The sequence below is a fragment of the Polyangium jinanense genome (genome assembly GCF_028435265.1).
Taxonomy (GTDB): domain Bacteria; phylum Myxococcota_A; class Polyangia; order Polyangiales; family Polyangiaceae; genus Polyangium; species Polyangium jinanense.
Window position 1 is genome coordinate 191,070 of record NZ_JAGTJK010000017.1, and the last position, 20,352, is coordinate 211,421.

Sequence of the window (20,352 nt, forward strand, 5' to 3'; positions counted from 1 at the left end):
GAATGTAAACACACGTTCACGTGGACCGTGGCCATTCCCTCGACCCGGATTTGGGGGTCCAAGGTGACGGGCTCCGTCGAAACGGTGGATGACGGGCTCCGCGGTTCCATCGACCCTATCGTCGCCACCTTGCACCGGCTGGCCCGGCGATGAGGCGTACAGCGGGCGCCCTTCGAGGCGGCCCGTTGCTTTCTGCCAAACTCAGGACTGGAAAAACGTTTGGCTCCGCCTACCGCACGGGTGACAAACTCCAGCAACATAGGTCGGCGCACGCATCCCGACGTCCTGAAAGACACAGCTGGTAGCCGTGGAATCCACCTCATGTGACCAACCACCAAAGATCCGCTTGCTGGCGCAAGTTTGGCCGTGGTAGGGCAACTCAGTGTCCTGGGCGTATGCGCGTGCACGCAGTGCGTCGAGGAGGCGGGGTGTGATGGGTGTTCTTTTTGCGATCGTAGGAATCGAGCTGCGCGTTCCCGAGGCGTCTTCCCCCGAGGCACTCTGGGGCGCATTCGAGGGGAACAGAGCAGCCGGCACCCTCTCCGCAGGCGAGGAAGACGACGGCGAATCGCGGCGCGCCTGGCTCGTGGATCGACCCGCCGGGCGCCTCGGGTTGTTCGTGGCCGGGGCCCAGCAGATCGCCGATGACGCGCTGCTCACGCAGATGGACGTCTCCCCCACGTTCCTGGAGCGCCTGCCCGCAGGCCACGTCGTCGAGGCGCTCGCGCTGCTGCGCGCCATGGACGCGCTGCACACGGGGCGCTGCGATCTGGCCGCCGTGGTGAGCATCGCCGAGGGCCGATCCGCCGCGCGCGCAGGGCTGCTGCTCGGCAGGTACGAGGAGATGCTCGCGCAAGGCAAGCCCGTCTACGCGTTGCTCCGCGGGGGAAGCTCGCTTCCCGGCAGCGCGCCGCGCGACTGCGTCGAGCTGCTCGAGCGCGTGTGCGCGGCCGAGGGGATCGAGCCCCAGAGCGTGGGCCTCGTGGATCTCCTGGTCGAGGACGCGCCGCTCGGGCCGATCCTCGCAGCACTCGGCGACGCGCTGCGCAGGAGCGACGAGACTGCGCCTGGCTGCACGCTCGGGCCGCTCTCGCCGGCGAGGGCGGACCTGCCGGCGCTCGGCGGCGTGGCCGTTGTGGCGCTCGCCCTGCACCAGCACCTCTTTCCGCCGCTGCGCCGCAAGGAGCTCGACGCGCTCGCCGCGCCCTTCGTCGCCGCGCCCTCGGTCCGGCCGTGGATTGCCGGCAACGCGCCGCGGCGCGCAGGCTTCTTCGCCCTGGGCGAGGAGGGCGCCGGCTTCTTGCTGCTCGAGCAGGTGCCCCGCCGCTACGACGAGGTACCGCCCCGCCTCTCCGTCCCCTGGCCCGCCGAGCTGCTCCTCATCTCGGCAGACGATCGCGCCTCGCTGCTCGCGCGGCTGCGGGCCGTGCGCAGCGCGCTCGAGCTCATGCCCGACGCGCCGCTCGGCGAGATCGTCGCCTGGAACGGCACCGGCGGCCAAGGTCGCCATCGCGTCGCCTTCGTGGCGCGCGATCGGGCAACGTTCGAGGCCCAGCTCGGGCGACTCCTCGCGCGGCTCGAGTCCTCGCGCGCAAGCTCGTTCAACGCGCCGGATGGCATTTTCTACGCGGACTCCGCCTCGCCCGACCGGCGCCTGGGGATGATGTTCCCCGGTCAAGGAGCGCCCTACCCGGGGATGCTGAGCGATCTGCTCTGCCACCTGCCGCGGATGCGGGTGTGGATCGAGGGGCTCGAGGATCTGTACGCCCGCGCCGGCCTGTATCGGCCCTCGAACTTCTTCAGCGCGCCCACGCTCGGGGTCACGGAGGCACGGCGCAAGGCGCTCGAGGAATCGCTCGTCGATCTCGAGCGCGGCGCGATGTACTGCCTCGTCGCGAGCCTGTCGCTGCACGAGATGCTCACGGCGGCCGGCGTGCGCGCCGACATGATGCTCGGCTACTCGAACGGCGAGAACGCCTCGCTCGTGGCCTCGAAGACGCTGCGCGCGCCCGGCCCGGGCGGGGTGATCTCGTTCGTCGAGTACATCCAGCGCACCTTGCAGACCTTGTTCGCCGCAGGCAACGTGCCGGGGACGAGCATCGCCGTGAACCGCGCCTCGCCCGCGCTGGTGCAGAGCGTGCTCGATGCCTCGGGCGGCGAGCTCCATCTGGCGCTCGACAACTGCCCCGAGCAGGTCGTGCTTTTCGGCTCCGCGTCCGCGATCGCGGCGGCAAGCACGCGGCTGCGGCAGGAGGGCGCGGTGTGCGTGGAGCTGCCCTTCATGCCCGGGTATCACACGCCCCTCTACGGAAAGCACGCAGACCTGGCGCGCGCGGGCTTCGAGGGCAACGAGCACCACTTCGGCCCGAGCGAGCTGCCGCTCTACAGTTGCTCGACGGCCGCCCCTTTCCCGGCCGAGTCGCGGGCCATCTGCGATCTGACCGCGTCGCAGTGGCGAAAGCCGGTGCGCTTCCGCGAGACGATCGAGCGGCTTTACGCGGAGGGCGTGCGGGACTTCGTCGAGGTCGGTCCCGGCTCGATGCTCACCGGCTTCGTGCGCAACACGCTGCGCGGCAAGGAGCACCTCGCCGCGGCGAGCAACTTGCCCGCACAACCGGGGCTCGAACAGCTCTTGAAGCTCCTCGGGCAGCTCTACGTGAAGGGACAGGACATCGACGTGTCCTCGCTGCGCCCCCGCGCCCCCGCCCCCGCCCCACGCGCCCCCGAGCCCACCCGTACCGCCCCTCGGCGCGAGCCGCGCGTGCAGAAGCAACCTCCTCCCGCGCCTTCGCCGCTTCCAGCGTCGCCTCCTGCGCCGGCCGCGCCGGCGTACGTCCCCGAGGCTTCGCTGCACATGGCGTCGCAGCTCATGCAGGCGCACGGGGCGCTCGCGCGGGATTTCCTGGACCACCAGCAGCGGACCCTGGAGATCTTCCTGGCCGCGATGCGCGCCGGCGCTGGCCCCCTCGCGCACGCCGCGGCAATGCCCGAGGTGCAGCCCGCCGAGCCCGCGCCGGTCGTGGAGGCGCCGGGGGCCTTCCCGCTGCTCGGGACGATGATCCTGCGCGACGAGCGCTCGCTCGTGTCGCGACGCACCTTGTCCATCGAGACAGATCCTTTCCTCGTGCATCACGCCTTCGGGGGACGGCTCGGCAAGCACGGGGCGGAGCCGGTCGGCTTGCCGGTGGTGCCGCTCGTGTTCAGCATGGAAATCGTCGCCGAGGCGGCGCGGGCGCTGCTCGGGCACGACGCGACGGGCCTCGTGCTCACCGAGGTGCGTGGCTCGCGCTGGCTGGCGCTCGATCGCGGGCAGCTCGAGGTGGAGATCCGCGCCGAACGGGACGAGGCCGGGGTGCGCGTGCGCATCTTCGACCGCACGATCGGCACGATCCAGGGCGGGATGCTCGCCTTCGAGGGCCGTGCCCAGAAGGGATCAGCCGAGCCGCTCACCCCCGCGCTGCCAAGCCCGCGCGAGCGGCCGCGGGTGGACATCGACGCCTTCAACAAGTGGCTCTTCCTCGGCCCCCTGATGGTCACGACCCGCCGCGCCCTCGGCATTGACGCCGAGCACGTCGAGGTCGAGCTCGAAGCGCCCTCGGGCGAGGGGCTTTTCCGTGACGTGCGGGAGCCGTCGCTCGAGCTGCCCGCCGTGCTGCTCGACGCGATCGGGCACATCACCGCCTACTTCCTCCTGCACCACCGCGAGCGCAGCACCTTCGGCATCTTCCCCTTCGGCGAAGATCGTTGCGCGTTCACGGGTCGCATGCCCGAGCCCGGCAGCCGCGTGCGCCTGCGCGCCCGGATCCGCGTCGCCGGGAACATCACCACCACCGACGCCGAGCTGATCGACGAAAGCGGCGAGGTGTTCGTGCGCGTCGACGGGTTGCGTCACCGGCTCTTCCCGTTCCCGGATCAGTACTTCGTCTGCTGCGTCAGCCGCCGCGATCGCCGCACCAACCTCTCCGACATCGAGCCGAGCTCGACGGCCGCGGCGCCCTGCCGGCGCATCGAGGCGATGGACGAGGACCTGCGCGAAGCGGGCCAGGGCATCTGGGTGCGGGCGCTCTCGCATTACGCGCTCACCGAAGCCGAGCGCGAGGCGTTTTACGCGCTGCCGCCCTCGCTCGAAGCGCGCCTCGGCTGGGTCCTCTGCCGCGTCGTCGCAAAGGAGACGCTGCTCGACTGGGCGGAGCCGCGGGTGGGTCCCCTCGAGCTATCGGCGATCGAGACCCACGAAACCGCGACCGGTTTCTCCTTCTCCGGCGCGGCGCTCCGGGGCCTGCCGGAGGTCCCCGCGGTCCAGATCCAGGGCGATGGGCGCGCGTTCGTCGCCGCGCTGGCCGCTCCAGCGCCGACACACGAAAGCCACGTTTCCACCTCGAGCCTCGCATCTAGGAGCGCATGAAGCCTTCCGAAGCAGACATCCTGAAGATCGTGCAGACCGTGGTCGGAGAGATCATCGAAGACTGGCACCTCGACGTCGAGATCACGCCCGAGACCCAGCTCGTGGCGGACATCGGCTTCACGTCGATGGACTTCATCGATCTGTTCGCCTCCATCGACACCCAGCTCCGGCGCAAGATCGCCTACGAGCCGCTGCTCCAGACTCCGGGCGGCAACTACCGGGCCGACATCACCTCGGGTGAGATCGCCTCGTTCATCTGGAAAAACTACGACGTCGAGCCCGCCGCGCTGAAGCCGGCCTGAGCAAGCCATGAAAGTCGCGATCGCCCGAGGCGCACACGAGTACGGCGGGATCTACCGGCGCTTCCGCGAGCTGTGCGCCTACTGCAACGGGCGACACGAGCTTCTGGGGCTGCTCCTTCTCGGCGAGTCCGACGCCCCCGTCGCCACGCCCGTGCGCACGCTGTCGTACGCGGCGAGCCACGTGGAGATGTCGACCTTGATGCACGCGCGCTCGATCGACGAGGTCCTCGGGGCCTGCGAGGGCATCATCAAGCGCGTGGTGGCGGATCTCGAGCGCGAGCGCCCCGACAAGGTCATGGCCACGGACACCGACCTCAAGGGCCTGTGCGTGATCGCCGCGTGCCGTCGCCTGGGCCTCAAGGCCACCGCCTTCGTCGCCGGCCTGTCCAGCCTCGAAAGCGCTTACGGCGGCCACCGCGTGCTCAGCGCGGTCATGACCCTGGTCGAGCGTTATTGCCTGGAGAAGGCCGACGCGCTCATCTTCCCCTCGCGCCGCACCGCCGAGCTCTGCGCGGGCCGCTACCCGGAGATGGCGCCTTACCACGTCATCTACAACGGGATCGCCGAGCCGTTCCTGCACCACCCGGGACCCGCGCCCGAGGGGCGGCGCATCGGCGCGGTGATGCGCCTGTACGCCATCAAGAACCCCGAAATGCTCGGCAAGATCGTAGGTCCTCTCGATGAGCGCGGGTTCTCGCTCGAACTCGTCGCCGACGTGAAGGGCAAGCAGCGCGCCTTGCACGCGCTCGGCGCCACCAAGATCCGCGAGCCCATGCTCGACACGCCTTCGCTCGCGAACTTCTACGCGGGCTGCCACGCCGTCGTCGTCCCCTCCCGCTTCGAGGTCTCCGGCAACGTGCCGATGGAGGCCATCGCGGTGGGCACGCCGGCGGTGATCACCGAAGAGGTGGGGATCGCCGAGATCTATCACACGGTAGGGCTCTCGCACCTGATCGTCCCGGTGGACGACGTCGCCGCGACGGTCGAAAGGCTCGTGCACGCCGAGCCGGTGCCCCCCGCGGCGCGCGAGCACCTGCGGAAGAACTGCTCTTGGACCGCGGCGTGCGAGCGGATCCTCGACGTGCTCTGAGCCAACGCGATGCGAGCCGTCTACTACCACAACGTCGTCGACGAGGCGCTCGACCCCTTCGATCGCAGCCTCTCGCGCGCCCACCAGAACCGCTTCCGCCGCGAGATCGAGGAACTCCGCCGCCAGTTCGAAATCGTCCCTCTCGACGAGGCGCTCCGGCGGCTCGAAGCGGGCGAGCGTTCGGACCGCACCCTGACGATCACCTTCGATGACGGCTACGCGGGCGTCTACGAGCACGCGCGGCCCGTGCTCGCGGAGCTCGGCCTCACGGCCGCGGTGTTCGTGTGCACGCAGGATGGCGCGCTCGTGCCGCCGGATCGGCTGCTGCACTTCGAGCGGCTGGAGATTGCCTTCCGGCTCTCCGAGCGCGCCGAGATCGATCTGTCGTACCTCGGGCTCGGTCGGCGCGCGCTCGGCGCGCTAGCCGCGCGCCTGCCCACGCTCAAGCAAGCCAAGGCGATCCTCAAGACGCTGCCCGAGGACGAACGCCACCGCCACACGCAGCGGCTCTTCGCCGAGCTTGGTGTGGACGAGGCCGCGATCGACGAGCAGGGCGCGCGCTCCCCGAAGTTCCGCAAGCTGTCGCTCGCGCAGGCCCAAGATCTCGTGCGCGCGGGCTGGGCCCTCGGCGGCCACGGGCGCACCCACCGCACGATGAGCCGGCTCCCGGACGACGAGCTGCGCCGCGAGATCTTCGACAACGCCGCCGAGCTCACCGCCTCGCTCGGGCTCGAGGGCGCGCCGTTCGCGTACCCCTACGGCGGATCCGAGCACGTCGACGAGCGCGCCGCGCGCTTCGCTCGCGAGGCGGGTTTTTCTTGTGCGTTCACCACCGAGCCCGGGACGAACGAGCGCGCGACGCCGCGCTATCGCCTGCGCCGCTTCGTCTCCCTCGAACTGCTTCGAGACATGGCCGTCACACCTGCGCAAAGCCCAGAAGATCAGGCAGGGAATCTCCGATGAGCAAACCGACCCGACACTTCGAGTGCATCGCTCTCTGCCCGCCGACCAGCACGCGCCCCGGCATTGCCGCCGCTGCGGCACGCGCCGGTGGCATCGGCGTCCTCGATCTGGAGTTTGCCGGCCCCGGAGAGCAGATTCCCGAGCACGCGGCCGCGCAGGTGCGCTGGCTCCGCGAGCGCACCCGCCCCGACGAGATCATCGGCGTCCGCCTCCGGCCCGCGCAGCACGAGCGCTTCGCCGCCGTGTTCGAGGCGCTCGCCGGGCGCGACTTCGTGGTGGTGTGGACGCGATCTCCCTCGGCCGAGCTCTTCGCGCGCACGCCCGCGAGCCGCGTCTTCGTCGAGGTGCGCTCGCTCGACGAGGCCCTCGCGATCGAAGCCACAGGCCTCGCGCACGACGGTCTCATCGCCTGCGGTCACGAGTGCGGCGGGTTCGTTGGAGAAGACACGACGTTCCTCCTCGTGCAGAAGCTCCTCGGCGCGACACGCGCCCCGGTGTACGCGCGCGGCGGCATCGGCATCCACGCCGCGACGGGCGTTCGCGCGGCCGGCGCGGCCGGCGTGGTGCTCGACGATCAGCTCCTGCTCACGCGCGAGTCGCCGCTCTCGGACGTGCATCGCCAGAAGCTCCGCAGCATGAGCGGGCAGGAGACGGCGATCCTCGGGGCGTTCGGCGCGAAGCCCTGCCGGGTCCTCGATCGCCCGCTCTTCGGCGGCCTCGCGCGGCTCAAGGATCTCGAGGCGCTCGTCGCGGGCGACGCCGCCGGCGCAGAAGCGTGGGCGCGCGCGGTGGACGAGATCGTGGGCTTCTCCGAGCCCGAGCGCGCCGCGTGGCCCGTGGGACAAGCGGCCGGGCTCGCCGAGCTCGTCCGCGACAAATACGTCACCACCGGCCGGTTTGTCCGAGCGATCCTCGAGCAGAGCGCGCGTCTCCTCGCGCGCGCGCAGGAGCTGAAGCCGTTCGCGCCGGGCGCGGAGCTCGCGCGCGCGCACGGCACCGAGCTCCCGATCGTGCAGGGCCCGATGACCCGCGTCAGCGATCGACCCGCCTTCGCGCAGGCGATCGCCGAGGGCGGGGCGCTGCCGCTCATCGCGCTGGCGCTCTCGACGGGGGCGCACGCGCGCCCGATCCTGGAGGCGACACGCGACGCGCTCGGGGACAAACCCTGGGGCGTGGGCATCCTCGGCTTCGTCCCGCCCGAGCTGCAGCGCGAGCAGATCGACGAGGTCCTGCGCGTCTCGCCGCGCTTCGCGCTCATCGCGGGCGGCCGCCCGGATCAGGCGGCGGACCTCGAAGCGAAGGGGATCAAGACCTACCTCCACGTGCCGGTGCCGGCGCTCCTGCGACGCTTCGTCGCGCAGGGGGCGCGGCGCTTCGTCTTCGAGGGCCGCGAGTGCGGCGGGCACGTCGGTCCGCTCGCGAGCCTGCCCCTCTGGGAGGTGATGATCGAGGCGCTGCTCGACTGCGCGCCGACCTCGGGCGAGCCGATCCACGTCCTCTTCGCGGGCGGCATCCACGATGCCCGCTCGACGGCGATCGTCTCGGCCATGAGCGCGGCCCTCGTCGATCGCGGCATCCGCTGCGGCGTCCTGATGGGCACCGCGTACCTCTTCACGCGCGAGGCGGTCGACTCGGGCGCCATCGTGAAGCGCTACCAGGACGAGGCCCTCGCGTGCCGCGAGACCGTGCTGCTCACGAGCGGCCTCGGCCACGCCAACCGCGTCGCGCACACCGCTTTTGCCGATCAGTTCGAGCGCCTGCGTCGCGAGCTCGTTGCCTCGGGCAACCCGCCGGGCGAGGTCAAGAAGGAGCTCGAGGGGCTCGGTCTCGGCCGGCTGCGGATCGCCGCCAAGGGCATCACGCGTGATCCCTCGGGCCAGATCGTCACCGTCGACGAGGCGCAGCAGTCCGAGCAGGGCATGTACCTCATCGGCCAGGTGGCCACGATGCGCTCGTCGGTCTGCACCATCGCCGAGCTGCACGCCGACGTCGCGGAGGGCGCGACGCGCGTGCTCGCGGCGGCCGATGCCTCGCCGCCCTCCGAGAAGGTGGGCGACGACGAGGGCGTAGCGATCGTCGGCATGGGCGTGCTCTTGCCCGGCGCGCAGAGCCCGGCAGAGTACTGGCGCAACCTCCTCGACCAGGCGGATCAGATCCGAGAGATCCCGCGTGATCGCTGGGACGTGCGCCTCTACTTCGACGCCGACAAGGCGGCCCGCGACAAGATGTACGGCAAGTGGGGCGCCTTCGCCGACGACATCCCCTTCGAGCCGCTCTCCTACCGCATCCCGCCGAACGTGATGAAGAGCATCTGCCCGGCGCAGCTCATCACGCTCGAGGTCACGCGCTGGGCGCTCGCCGACGCGGGTTACGCGCAGGGCGGGTTCGATCGCGAGAACACCGCCACCATCGTCGGCAACAACGACACGGGGGGCTTCTTCGGCCAGCAGATCCTCACGCGCAGCCTCTTGCCGATCCTGTCGGAGTCTCCCACGCCGGAGGTCCTCGGCCGCCTGGTGGAGTGGTCGAGCGAGCTGTTCCCGGGCGTGCTCTCCAACGTCACCGCGGGGCGCGTGGCCAACCAGCTCGATCTGGGCGGCCCCAACTACTCACTCGACGCGGCTTGCGCCACCTCGCTCATCGCCATCGACCTCGGCGTGCGCGAGCTCGCCACGGCGCAGAGCAACGTGGTGATCGCGGGCGGCACCGACGGCTCGCAGACGCCGTTCATGTACCTCGCCTTCTCCAAGACACAGGCGCTCTCGCCGCAGGGCCGCGCGCGGGTCTTCGACAAATCGGCCGACGGCATCGTGACGAGCGAGGGCTCGGGCTTGCTCATCCTCAAGCGGCTCGAGGATGCGCGCCGCGACGGTGATCGGGTCTATGCCGTGATCCGCGGCGTCGGCGGCTCGAGCGACGGCGGCGGCGTCGGCTTGACCGTGCCCAAGGTGGAAGGCCAGCGCCGGGCCCTCGACCGCGCCTTCCGCAGCGCGGGCGTGACCATCGACTCCATCGGCCTCTACGAGGCCCACGGCACCGGCACGCCGCTCGGCGATCGCACCGAGGTCGAGACCTTGACGAGCGCCATGAAGCGCGCGGGCGCGCCGCCGCAGACCTGCGCCGTCGGCTCCGTGAAGAGCCTCATCGGGCACACCAAGCTCACCGCCGGCGTGGCCGGTATGATGAAGGCCGCGCTCGCGCTCCACCACCGCACGCTGCCGCCGCATGCGGGCGTCAAAGATCCCATCGATGCCCTTGCGGACGCCGAGTCCCCCGCGTACCTGCTCGACCAGCCTCGGCCCTGGCTCCACCACCCCGACCACCCGCGCCGCGCGGCGGTCAGCGCGTTCGGGTTCGGTGGGACAAACAGCAGCGCCGTGCTCGAGGAGTACACCGACGGCCTCGATGCGCGGCCTGCGGGCGCCGACGAGTGGCCCTGCGAGATCATCCCGCTCGCGGCCGCCGACGAAGCGGGCCTGCTCGCGCGGATCGAAGGCCTGAAGCGTGATCTCGCGGGCGGCGCCAAGCCGCGCCTGCGAGACCTCGCGTACACCTGCGCGCGCGCGCTCGCCACTGCGCCCGAAGGGCCGCGCGTGGCGCTCGTCGTGCGCAGCCTGGACGAGCTCGCCGAGGCGCTCACCGTGGCCGAGAAGCGCCTGCGGGGCGAGGCCGCCACGGGGCCGCAACGGCAGGTGCTCGTCTCGCGCCGCGAGGAGCAGAACCCGGGCCGCATCGCCTTCCTCTTCTCCGGCCAGGGCGCGCAGTACGTGGGCATGGCGCGCGAGGCCACGGTCTACTTCGACGAGATGCGCGCCGCCCTCGAGCTCGTCGATGATGCGCTGCGTGATCGCTTCCCGCGCGGGCTCAGCTCGTTCATGCACCCGCCCGCGACGTTCTCGGACGCCGAGGCGGATCGGCAACTCGAGGCGCTCACCCGCACGCACCGCGCGCAGCCCGCCATCGGCGCCGTCTCGCTGGGCCTGCTCGATCTGCTCCGCAAGCTTGGGCTCTCGCCGGACATGGTTTCTGGTCATAGCTTCGGCGAGCTCACGGCGCTGCACGCTGCGGGGGCGCTCACGCGCGCGGAGTTCGTGAGGCTCTGCGAGGTGCGCGGGCGGGTGATGGCCGAGGCCTCGCAGGGCGGGAGCATGAAGGCCGTGCGTGGCCCGCGCGAGCGCGTCACCGAGCTCTTGCAGGGCATCGCGGACGTCGTCGTGGCCAACCACAACGAGCCCCAGCAAACGGTGATCTCCGGCAGCCTCGAAGGCCTCGCGCGGGCGTCGGAGGTGCTCGAACAGGCGGGGCTGCGCACGCAGTCGCTCCCGGTGGGCGGCCCGTTCCACTCGCCCCTGATGGCGAGCGCCGCCGCGCCCCTCGACGAGGCCATCCAGGCGCTCTCCCTCGCGGCTCCCGTGGTGCCGGTGTACTCCAACATCAACGGCCAGCCGCATTCCACCTCGCCGGAGGTGCTCCGCGCGCGCATGCAAGAGCACCTCTTGCGACCGGTGGAGTTCGTGGCGCAGGTCGAGGCCATGTACGAAGGCGGCGCGCGCACCTTCGTCGAGGTGGGCCCGAGTGATCTGCTGTCGCGGCTCGTCTCGCGCATCCTCGAGGGCAAGCCGCACGCGAGCATCGCCCTCGACGCGCGCGGCGGCGGCCTGCGCAAGCTCCTCACCTCGCTCGGCGAGCTCGTGATCCGCGGCGCGAAGATCGATCTCGCGCGGCTGCACGAGGGGCGCGACGTCAAGCTTCTGACGCTTGATCGGCTGCTGCAGGAGACGCGGCCCGCGGAGGTGTCGGCGTCGGTGTGGTGGGTCAACTGCACGCACGCGCGGCCTGCCTCGGAGGCTGCGCGCGAGAAGCTGCTCCCCAAGCCCCTCGTGACCCTGGAGATGCGTGACCAAAGGGCCAAGGAGGCCACGAAGGAGCCGCCGCGCGCTGCCCCGAGCGCCGCCGCTGCGCCGCCGCCGGCAGCCCCCCCTGCCCGGACGCGAAGCGCGCCCGAGGTGGAAGCGTTCGCCGCGCCAACCGCGCATCACGGTGCGAATGGGGGCCACGGCGCGAATGGAACGAACGGCGTCCATGGCGCCCATGGCGCGAATGGGATCAATGGTACGAACGGGACAAACGGGGCGAACGGCGTGAATGGAATGAATGGAACGAACGGCAGCAAGCAGAACGGCTTGCACGCGTACGCGGCTCCGCAGAACGGCACGCACGTGGCGGCGCCGCTCGCGCCGACGGAGAGCGCGAATCCCATCGTCACCGCCTACCTCGCGTACCAGGAGACGATGCGGCGCTTCCTCGCGCTCGAGGAGCAGGCGCTCGCAGGCTTCCTCGATCTCGCCCGCCAGGGCGCTCCTGCCGGCTTGCAAGCGTACGTCCCGGTTCCGAGCACGCCGGCCGGAATGACGCGCCCCGCGCCCGCGCCCGCGCCTGCCTATGCGCCCGCGCCCGCGCCTGCCTATGCGCCCGCGGCCACGCCTGCCTATGCGCCCGCGGCCACGCCTACGAACACCGCCGTGCCCGTGCCTGCGCCCGTGCCCGAGGTTGTCTCGCTCAAGAATGGCCACGCCGCAGAGCCTCCGCCTGCGCTGCCCGAGATCACCCCAATCGCGCAGAAGCCAGCCGAGGAGAGCGCTGCGCCCGCGCTCGACGCCGCCGCGCTCGAACAGATGCTCGTCCGCGCTCTGAGCGACCAGACCGGCTATCCGATCGAGGCGCTCGGCGTGGAAATGGACCTCGAAGGCGAGCTCGGCATCGATTCGATCCGGCGCGTGCAGTTCCTCGAAGAGACCCTCGCCACCCTCCCCGCCTCCACGCGCACCAACATCAAGGCCGCGCCGGACGGCCTCTTCCGCGCGCGCACCCTCCGCGAGGTGACACGGCGCATCGTCAGCGCGCTCGACGGCGCCGCCGCGCGCGCGCCCGTGCCTCCCGCGAAGGCAGCCCCCGCGCCCGTCGCCGCCCCCGCTGCCGCCGCCCCGAACGGCGTGGAGGCGGCCTCCTGCGCGCGTTGCCTGCCCCGCAGCGAGCGCGCCCCTTTGCCCTCCGGCGCGCCGCTCTCGCTGAAGGGAACGGTCATCCTCACCGAGGACGAGCTCGGCATCGCGCCGCTCGTGCAGCGGGCCCTCGAGGCGCGGGGCCTCCCGACGCTCCTCGTTCGCCGCGCCGATCTCGCGGATCCCGAGGCCCTACGCCGCCTCGGCAAGGTCGCGGACGCCGCCGCCATCCTCCACCTCGCGCCCCTCTCGCGTGGCCCGGTCCCCTCCCATTTCGAGGAGTTCCGGCGCGCCGCGCAGATCGACGCGAAATCGCTGTTCTTGCTCCTGACCCTCAATGCCGAGCGCCTGCAAGCGCTCGCCGCGGTGGGAGGCGCGCGCGTCGTCGCGGCGAGCTTCCTCGGGGGGCAATTCGGGCGCGACGGCGCCATCGGCCCCGGCCTGCCCACCGGCGGCGCATCGGTCGGGCTGCTCAAGAGCCTGGTCCTCGAATGGCCGGGCCTGCATGCCACAGCCGTCGATTTCGCGGATTCCCACGAGCCCGCGGCGATCGCGGCGGCCCTGGTCGAGGAATTCTTCCACCCCGATCGCCACGTCGAGGTCGGTTATCGCGCAGGCACGCGCAGCGCCTTCCACCTCGCGCCCGTCGCCCACGCCCCCCGCGCCGGCACGCCCCTCGAGCCCGGTGCGGACTGGGTCCTGCTCGTCACCGGCGGCGCGCGCGGCATCACGGCGGAGATCCTCGCGCGCTTCGCCAAACCGGGCGCGACGGTCCTCATCACGGGCCGCTCTGCGGAGCCCGCCCCCGAGGATCCGGCGACCGCCGGCCTGAAGGACGTCCCGGCCCTGCGGCGCCATCTCCTCGCCCAGGCCAGCCAGAACGGCGCCGCCGTGGCGCCGGCGCGCATCGAGGCCCTCCTCCAACGCATCCTCGTGGACCGCGAGATCCGCCAGAACCTCGCAGCGCTCGCCGGCGCGGGCCTCAAGGTCGTGTACCGGACCTGCGATGTGCGCGATCCGGCGGCGGTCGATGACCTCTTCACCTGGATCCGCGGCACCTTCGGGCGCCTCGACGCCGTCATCCACGGCGCCGGGGTCATCGAGGACGCCTGGCTCGCGAGCAAGGATCTGCGCTCCTTCGACCGTGTCTTCGATACCAAGGTCGACAGCGCATACCTGCTCGGCCGGCACCTGCCTGCCTTCGCGCCGAAGGCCGTGGTGTTTTTCGGCTCGATCGCCGGCCGGATCGGTAGCCCCGGACAGACCGATTACGCGGCCGCCAACGAGGTCTTGAACCGCTACGCCTGGTGGCTCGGCGCGCGGCTGCCGGGCGCGCGCATCATGTGCATCAATTGGGGGCCGTGGGCCTCGGTGGGCATGGCCAAACCTGCGGTCCAGGCGAAGCTCCGCGAGCGTGGAATCATCCCCATCGAGACCGAGGCTGGCTGCCGATTCTTCCGCGAAGAGGTCGAGCTCGGCGGCGCCGCCGAGGTCGTGGCCGGCGATGGCCCCTGGGCGACTGCGAGCGCTGGCGAGCACACGGCGCGAAGGGAGGCCGAGATCGCGCCCTGAAGCGCGCCGAGGAGCGACGTCGGCACGTGCTGCACCGTTGTTCCTCTTTTGCCAAGGTTGTGCTATAGGGGGCGTACTCCGCATCAGGGGATCACGATTGCGGAGAGCTGTCGTCCCTTTACGTTTCGCTACCATGATGGAAGACGACCATGCTGCAATTTTTGCTCGGCCTCGGCTCGGCGATGGTCCTCGCGGCCAATAGCGAAGCCGTCAAGCGTACTGCGCACACGCTGGCCGTGAAGACGGTGCAAGGCACGATCGTTGCCGGTCACGAAGCGGTGAGGTTCGTGGCCAGGGCCAAAGAGGAATTGGAAGACATCGTCTCTGAGGCCCGCGCAGCGCTCGAGGCCGAGGCCGAGGCCGAGGCGAAGGTTGCCCAGGCCAATCCCGAGACGTCCGAGACGAACGGCGTCGCGGAGACGAAGACAGCGAACTGATCAGCGTACCGAAGTTCACCGGGCCCCAGGGCGCCCCGAATACGAAAGGACAAGCTCATATGATGTGGTGGGTTACGAAGGTCGTTGGGTGGAAGTTCTTCGTCGCCGGTGCCGCGGCGGCGCTGATCGGTGAGCGCGTGGCGCGCCCCGCGGCCGTGGGCACCGTGAAGGGCGGGCTCTTGCTCAAGGAAAAGGCCGTCGGGCTCAAGAATGCGGCCGCGGGCGTGGTCGATGACGCGAAGCAGGGGCTCGCATCCATCCATCAAGAGGCCAAGAGCGGGCTCGCGGCCGACGCCACCGCGCCGGCGACCGCGGAGGCCCTCGAAGCGCTCCGCAAGGAGATCGCGCAGCTGCGCGAGCAGGTCGCCGCGAAGCCCACGCTGGGCTGATAGCCGTTCCCCCTTTTCGAGAGCGCACCCCACGATATGACTCTTCGCATTCGTTCGGCGGTGCCAGGACGCGCCCGCTGGGAAATTCCCGAAATCCTCGACCGTCCCGACTTTGCCCTAGAGCTCGCCCGCGTGCTCGTGGGGCACGCGAGCCTGGCTTCGGTCGCAGTCAATGCGCTCACCGGGCGCGTCCTTGTCCATTTCGATAAAAAGACGCCCCTCGCCGAGGTCGAGAAGATCCTCCACGAGGCCCTGCACCTGGCGCGCGAGGCGCACGCGCTACGCAAGCATGATCCCGCGAGCGCCCCTGCCGAAACCGGCACGTCGTCCTCGCCTGCGCTGCCCGCGGGCAAGGCGACGACCGCCCGGACGCAGCCGCTCTTCCGCTTGTTCGAGCGCTCGCAGCATCACCGCCGCCTCTTCACCCTCACGCTGGCCACGACGATCCTCGATCGCGCCTTCGACGCCGCGCCGAGCCTGATGATCAGCGCCGGCCTCGACATCGTCACGCGCGGCCCGCAATCGTCGATCGCCCGCCTCGGGTTCAAATCGACCGCGTCGCAGCTCAGCGTGCTCGGCGCCGCCAGCCTCGGCGCCTGGACGCTCGACTCTGCCACGGGGTACGCGCACGCGCGCCTCTCGAGCCGGCTCGCCAACGTCGTCCAGCACGACCTGCGCAAGGACGTCTACCGGCACATCCAGACGCTCGACCTCGCCGAGTTCGAGGGCCGCCAGATGGCCGAGTGGCTGAGCGTCCTCCAGGAGGACATCAATCGCCTCGAGGAGTTCCTCAAAGAGGGGATCGACCCGCTCATCACCATCCTCGTCAACATCATCATCGTCGGCGCGGCGTTCGTCACGACATACCCTCCGCTCGCGGCCGTCCAATTCCTCATCTTCCCGGCCATTTATTACGTCTCGGCGGAATTCCTCGGCCCGATTCGCAAGCGCCTGATCGCCTCGCGCCGCGCTCAGGCGCTGCTCGACAACCTCATGGTGGGTAACCTCTCCGGCCTCGCCACGGTCCTCGGCTTCAATGCCCAGGAGCGCGAGGCCAGTCGCGTGGAGCAGGCGAGCCTCGAGTTCGTGGCGAGCTCCGATGAGGCCACCGCCTTGAGCTCGGCCTACGTGCCCGCGATCCGCACCGTGGCTGGCTTCGGGTTCCTCACCACGCTCGTCTGGGGCGCCGGGCTCGTCGTGCGCGGCCGCATCGCCGCGAGCGCCTACAACTTCCTCGCCTACACCTCGCTGCGGCTGCTCGGCACGCTCGGCTGGATAGGCCTCGCGCTCAATCAGTACCAGCGCACCATGGTCTCCCTGGAGCGCGTCCTCAATGTCCTCGACAAGCGCCCCACGATCCTCAGCGGCCCTCGGCCCTTGCCCACCGAACGCGTGGTCGGCGACCTGGTCCTCGACAACGTGGTTTTCGGCTATACCCCCGAGCACCCCGTCCTACGCGGCATCAACATGCATTTCGCCGCCGGCAAGACCACGGCCATCGTGGGCTCGAACGGCGCGGGCAAGAGCACGGTCCTGAAGCTGCTCCTGCGCTTCTACGACGCGAACGCCGGGGCGGTCCGCCTCGATGGAATCGACGTGCGCGAGCTCGACCTCGCCGATCTGCGTACCTCCATGGCCCTGGTCAGCCAGCAGATCTTCCTCTTCGCGGGCTCGATCCGCGACAACATCGCCTACGCGCGGCCCGATGCCACCATGGCGGAGATCGAATGGGCCGCGAAAATGGCCGAGGCCCACGATTTCATCACCGCAATGCCCGCGAAATACGACACCGACGTCGGCGAAGGCGGCTCGCGCCTCTCGGGCGGCCAGCGGCAGCGCATTGCCATCGCGCGCGCCCTCCTCTCGCAGCGGCCGATCCTCGTCTTCGACGAGGCCACCTCCGCGATGGACAACGAGACCGAGGCCGCGCTGCAGCGCTCGCTCCGCGAAGCCACCCAGGGCCGCACCACCGTGATGGTCGTGCACCGCCTCTCCACCGCGCGAAACGCCGATTACATCTACGTGCTCGACGCCGGCGTCGTCTGCGAGCAGGGGCGCCACGAGGATCTCGTCGCCCAGAATGGCCTGTACGCCAGCTTCTGGCGGATCCAGACGGGGGAGGCGGCGCTCCCCGCACCGCCCTCCGACCCGTCCGGTTCGTCCTCGCCCGCGTCTTGAAGCGACGTCAGCCCGCGCCCGCGAGCGTGCACTCGATGACCGCGAGCTCCGTCGGGAGCTGCTGAATCGCCACCACCCCGAGCCCCGCCTCCCCGAGCAGCCCCCGCATCTCGGCCTCGGTGCGCTCGCGCGTGCCTTCTTCGCAGAGTGCCACCTGAAAGAGCGCGTCCACGAGCTTGCGCAGCGAGGTATCGGTCCCCTCGACCAGGGCTTCGATCACCAAGAGGCGCGGCGCGCGCCCGCCCGAGGCCACCTTGCGGCGCATGGCCTCCGCAATCTGGCGGAGGATCCGCAGCGAGCTGTCGTGACCCCAGTTGTGGAGGACGTTCTTCAAAATGTATACGTCCCCTCCCTCCGGGAGCGACTCGAAGAAGCTCTGCCCATGAAAGGACAGTCTGTCCGCGAGATCCTCGTCGCCCGACGCGCGCAGGGCCGCGGCGGCGCGCGCGCAGACATCCTCGCGGTCGATGCAGGTGCCGCGCAGGTGCTTGTGGGCGGACAGGAGCCCCGCGAGCATGGTTCCGCTGCCGCCGCCGACGTCGATGATCGTCGATACGCCCGAGAAATCGTGGCGCGCGGCGACGAGCGCGGCGACCGGGCGCGTGAGATCGGCCATGGCCTTGTCGTAGACCAGGGCCGCCTCCGGGTCCTTCATCATCACGTCGTAAATCGAACCGCCGAACACGTGCCGGAACGCGGGCTCTCCGGTCTTGACCGTGTGCAAGAGCGCGCCGCAGGCGTCGTAATAATGCTCGCCGGCCAGCATGCAGAAATGGCGCATCGATTGCGGGTGGTTCGTCCGCAAGCGCTCGGACTGCTTGGAGTTCGCGACCTTGCCCTCGGCGTCGAACGTAAAAACCCCCGCCGCGGCGAGCACCCGCAAGAGCCGCAGCAAGGCCTCCGGATGCGCCCCCGCAGCCCGGGCGATCTCGTCCACCGGCAAAGGCTTTTGCTCGACGAGATCCGCCACACCCAGCCGCGCCGCGACGGCGATCGACTTCGAGATCCACGACGCTCCCACGAGCTGGAGCACGTCCATCGAATTTTCCTCCCTTTCGTATCGGCTGTCAGGCGGGCCGGTCGCCCTCGATCGTCACCCGCAGGGCCGCGCGCCGCATGCCGTGATAATCGTTCATTGCGTAATGCTGTGTGCAGCGGTTGTCCCAGAAGGCGATCGTGTCCTTCTCCCAGCGCAGGCGGGTCGTGAACTCGCCCTTGACGGCGTGGCTGTAGAGGAACTCCAGGATGGCCGTGCTCTCCTCGAGACTCAGGCCCTTGATGAAGATCGTGTACGCCAGGTTCACGAACAGCGATTTGCGGCCGGACTCCGGGTGTGTCCGGACGATCGGATGCGCCGCGTGTTGCCCGGCGTTGTCGATCTTGGCGGGCGCGCCGGTCTTGCCCTTGCTATGCGCGTACTTCCCCCAGGGCCCGTACACCTTGGCCGAGGTATGGATCGCGGTGAGCCCTTCGAGGAACTTTTGCATCGCGGGCGAGAGCGCCTCATAGGCCGCGACCATGTTCGCGAAGAGCGTGTCGCCTCCACGCGCGGGGGTCTCCGTCACCCGCAGGATCGAGCCGAGCGGCGGCCGTTCCAGGCAGGTGAGGTCCGCGTGCCAGCCTCCGCCGACGTTCACGCGATCCTCGGGCTCCTTGACGAACGCGACGACCTCCGGATGGCCCTCGATCGATTCGAAGAGCGGGTGCACGTGCAGCGTCCCGAAGTGGCGCCCGAGGGCCTTCTGGTGCTCGACGTCGATCGGCTGCCCGCGGAACACGAGGAGATGGTGCTCGACGAACGCTCGCTTGAGCTCCGCAACCGCCTGATCCGCGAGCGGCTTCGTCAGATCGATCCCGCCGATCTCGGCCCCGAGGGCGCCTACCATGGGCTCGACGCGAATGAGTTCGTACTTCATGTGCTTACCTCTTTCGTGGCCTCCACGAACAGCGAGTTTGCGACGTCCTCGTAGGAGAAACCGGTGGACGCGCTGTGGTCGTCCATTCCGCGCAATGCCTCGTGCCGGCTCCCGCGGTACTCGGACCGCTCGATCGTCGAGAAGCCCGCGCGCCGGAGGATGTCCGCCAGCGTGTCGAAATCATACCCCATCTTGTGCTCGAAGAACCACCCCGATTTCACCGCGGAGCCGGCCATGCGCATCACCTTGGCGAGGTCCGTCCGGTACCCCGCGGGACCTGCGAACTCGGGGCGCGTCCGGTCGTACTCGCGGAAAAACGCCTTGTTCTCGGCGGCGTACTGGCGCACGAAGGCCCCGATGTCGGGCACCACGATCCGCGCCGTCCCTCCCGGCGCGAGCACGCGGTGGATCTCCTTCACGAGCCTCCGCGCAGCGGTGTGGAAATCGAAATGCTCGAGCGTGTGCGCCGAGTAGAGATACCGCACCGAGGCGTCCGCGAATGGCAGCTCCCAGCACAGGTTCAGCCGCACGTCGCCGCCCGTCAGGTCGACGTTCGTCCAGCCCGGCACCCGGGCTGTGCCCGACCCGAGGTGCACGAAAAGCTCGCCCTCCGCGGTCCGCACCACGCCCTGCATCTGCTCGGCGACGAACCGCGCCCGCGCATCGCCGAGGCCCTTGCGCAGGGCGTCGAGCTTGCTCCGCACGGACGAAAGCACGGCGAGCGGATCCTCGCCGTCGATGCGCACCTCGCGCTGCGCGAAGGCTCCCATGGCCCCGAGATCGCCTGCGAGCGCCTCCACGACCTGGGCAAGCGTGGACGCCTCGCTCCCGAACCGCGCGCACGCGCCGTCCATGTCCGCGGCGTCCCCCACGGGCACCAGAACTTCCTCGGCAATCAAGGTCTCGAGCGTACGCCGCGCCTCTTCTCGCGGCGTATTGCCGTCGCCGAGCGTCTGCTCGAAATCGTCGCCGATGACGCGCTCGGCGTCGCGGGGCTCCTTGAAAGCGAGCACCATTCGCAGGTCGAGGGCCGTCACGGCCCGCGACACCAGCACCTTCCGCGCCCTCTGCACGTTCAGCCGCAGCACCGCCATGCCT

The 20,352-nt window shown here is 70.3% G+C and carries 11 protein-coding genes; 8 read left to right on the top strand and 3 right to left on the bottom strand.

What is annotated here, in order from left to right:
• The first annotated feature begins 433 nt into the window (after positions 1–433).
• The 8 genes from KEG38_RS27940 (at position 434) to KEG38_RS27975 (ending at position 17,338) form a co-directional block, all read left to right on the top strand.
• Complete coding sequence (locus KEG38_RS27940; RefSeq protein WP_272422975.1) at positions 434–4,405, top strand: acyltransferase domain-containing protein; 3,972 nt, start codon at positions 434–436, stop codon at positions 4,403–4,405.
• Positions 4,402–4,707: an acyl carrier protein gene (locus tag KEG38_RS27945; RefSeq protein ID WP_272422977.1), complete on the top strand. Its 306-nt coding sequence runs from the start codon at positions 4,402–4,404 to the stop codon at positions 4,705–4,707. Before KEG38_RS27940 ends, KEG38_RS27945 begins: the two co-directional genes overlap by 4 nt.
• Before the next feature lie 7 nt (positions 4,708–4,714).
• On the top strand, positions 4,715–5,797 hold the full coding sequence (locus KEG38_RS27950) for a glycosyltransferase family 4 protein (RefSeq protein ID WP_272422978.1): 1,083 nt from the start codon (positions 4,715–4,717) through the stop codon (positions 5,795–5,797).
• 9 nt (positions 5,798–5,806) lie between these two features.
• Positions 5,807–6,760 (top strand): polysaccharide deacetylase family protein, encoded by a 954-nt coding sequence (locus KEG38_RS27955; protein ID WP_272422979.1) that lies wholly within the window; start codon positions 5,807–5,809, stop codon positions 6,758–6,760.
• Entirely contained in the window at positions 6,757–14,334 is a 7,578-nt protein-coding gene (locus KEG38_RS27960; protein WP_272422980.1) for a type I polyketide synthase, read from the top strand. The genes KEG38_RS27955 and KEG38_RS27960 overlap by 4 nt, the downstream gene beginning before the upstream one ends.
• Positions 14,335–14,483: 149 nt before the next feature.
• The gene (locus tag KEG38_RS27965) at positions 14,484–14,771 is read left to right on the top strand and encodes a hypothetical protein (RefSeq protein WP_272422982.1); all 288 of its coding nucleotides are present in this window, start codon (positions 14,484–14,486) and stop codon (positions 14,769–14,771) included.
• Between the two features lie 59 nt (positions 14,772–14,830).
• Positions 14,831–15,160, top strand: a complete 330-nt coding sequence (locus KEG38_RS27970; protein WP_272422983.1) for a hypothetical protein — start codon at positions 14,831–14,833, stop codon at positions 15,158–15,160.
• Between the two features lie 132 nt (positions 15,161–15,292).
• Entirely contained in the window at positions 15,293–17,338 is a 2,046-nt protein-coding gene (locus KEG38_RS27975) for an ABC transporter ATP-binding protein (protein WP_272422984.1), read from the top strand.
• Between the two features lie 7 nt (positions 17,339–17,345).
• Here the strand turns inward: KEG38_RS27975 and KEG38_RS27980 are convergent, their stop codons facing one another.
• Genes KEG38_RS27980 through KEG38_RS27990 form a run of 3 tightly spaced genes read right to left on the bottom strand, consistent with a single transcriptional unit; the run spans position 17,346 to position 20,348 of the window.
• Positions 17,346–18,377 carry a methyltransferase gene (locus tag KEG38_RS27980; RefSeq protein WP_272422985.1) on the bottom strand — a complete coding sequence of 344 codons (1,032 nt, stop codon included), beginning with the start codon at positions 18,375–18,377 and terminating at the stop codon, positions 17,346–17,348.
• Positions 18,378–18,405: 28 nt separating this feature from the next.
• Positions 18,406–19,254 (bottom strand): TauD/TfdA dioxygenase family protein, encoded by an 849-nt coding sequence (locus KEG38_RS27985; protein WP_272422987.1) that lies wholly within the window; start codon positions 19,252–19,254, stop codon positions 18,406–18,408.
• Positions 19,251–20,348: a class I SAM-dependent methyltransferase gene (locus tag KEG38_RS27990; protein WP_272422988.1), complete on the bottom strand. Its 1,098-nt coding sequence runs from the start codon at positions 20,346–20,348 to the stop codon at positions 19,251–19,253. Before KEG38_RS27990 ends, KEG38_RS27985 begins: the two co-directional genes overlap by 4 nt.
• Between the last annotated feature and the right edge of the window lie 4 nt (positions 20,349–20,352).

What these genes read in the sequence shown, in the direction of transcription:
- KEG38_RS27955 (WP_272422979.1), top strand. Translation starts at nt 5,807, where the DNA reads ATGCGAGCCGTCTACTACCACAACGTCGTCGACGAGGCGCTCGACCCC.
- KEG38_RS27945 (WP_272422977.1), top strand. Translation starts at nt 4,402, where the DNA reads ATGAAGCCTTCCGAAGCAGACATCCTGAAGATCGTGCAGACCGTGGTC.
- KEG38_RS27965 (WP_272422982.1), top strand. Translation starts at nt 14,484, where the DNA reads ATGCTGCAATTTTTGCTCGGCCTCGGCTCGGCGATGGTCCTCGCGGCC.
- KEG38_RS27985 (WP_272422987.1), bottom strand. Translation starts at nt 19,254, where the DNA reads ATGAAGTACGAACTCATTCGCGTCGAGCCCATGGTAGGCGCCCTCGGG.
- KEG38_RS27980 (WP_272422985.1), bottom strand. Translation starts at nt 18,377, where the DNA reads ATGGACGTGCTCCAGCTCGTGGGAGCGTCGTGGATCTCGAAGTCGATC.
- KEG38_RS27990 (WP_272422988.1), bottom strand. Translation starts at nt 20,348, where the DNA reads ATGGCGGTGCTGCGGCTGAACGTGCAGAGGGCGCGGAAGGTGCTGGTG.
- KEG38_RS27970 (WP_272422983.1), top strand. Translation starts at nt 14,831, where the DNA reads ATGATGTGGTGGGTTACGAAGGTCGTTGGGTGGAAGTTCTTCGTCGCC.
- KEG38_RS27940 (WP_272422975.1), top strand. Translation starts at nt 434, where the DNA reads ATGGGTGTTCTTTTTGCGATCGTAGGAATCGAGCTGCGCGTTCCCGAG.
- KEG38_RS27960 (WP_272422980.1), top strand. Translation starts at nt 6,757, where the DNA reads ATGAGCAAACCGACCCGACACTTCGAGTGCATCGCTCTCTGCCCGCCG.
- KEG38_RS27950 (WP_272422978.1), top strand. Translation starts at nt 4,715, where the DNA reads ATGAAAGTCGCGATCGCCCGAGGCGCACACGAGTACGGCGGGATCTAC.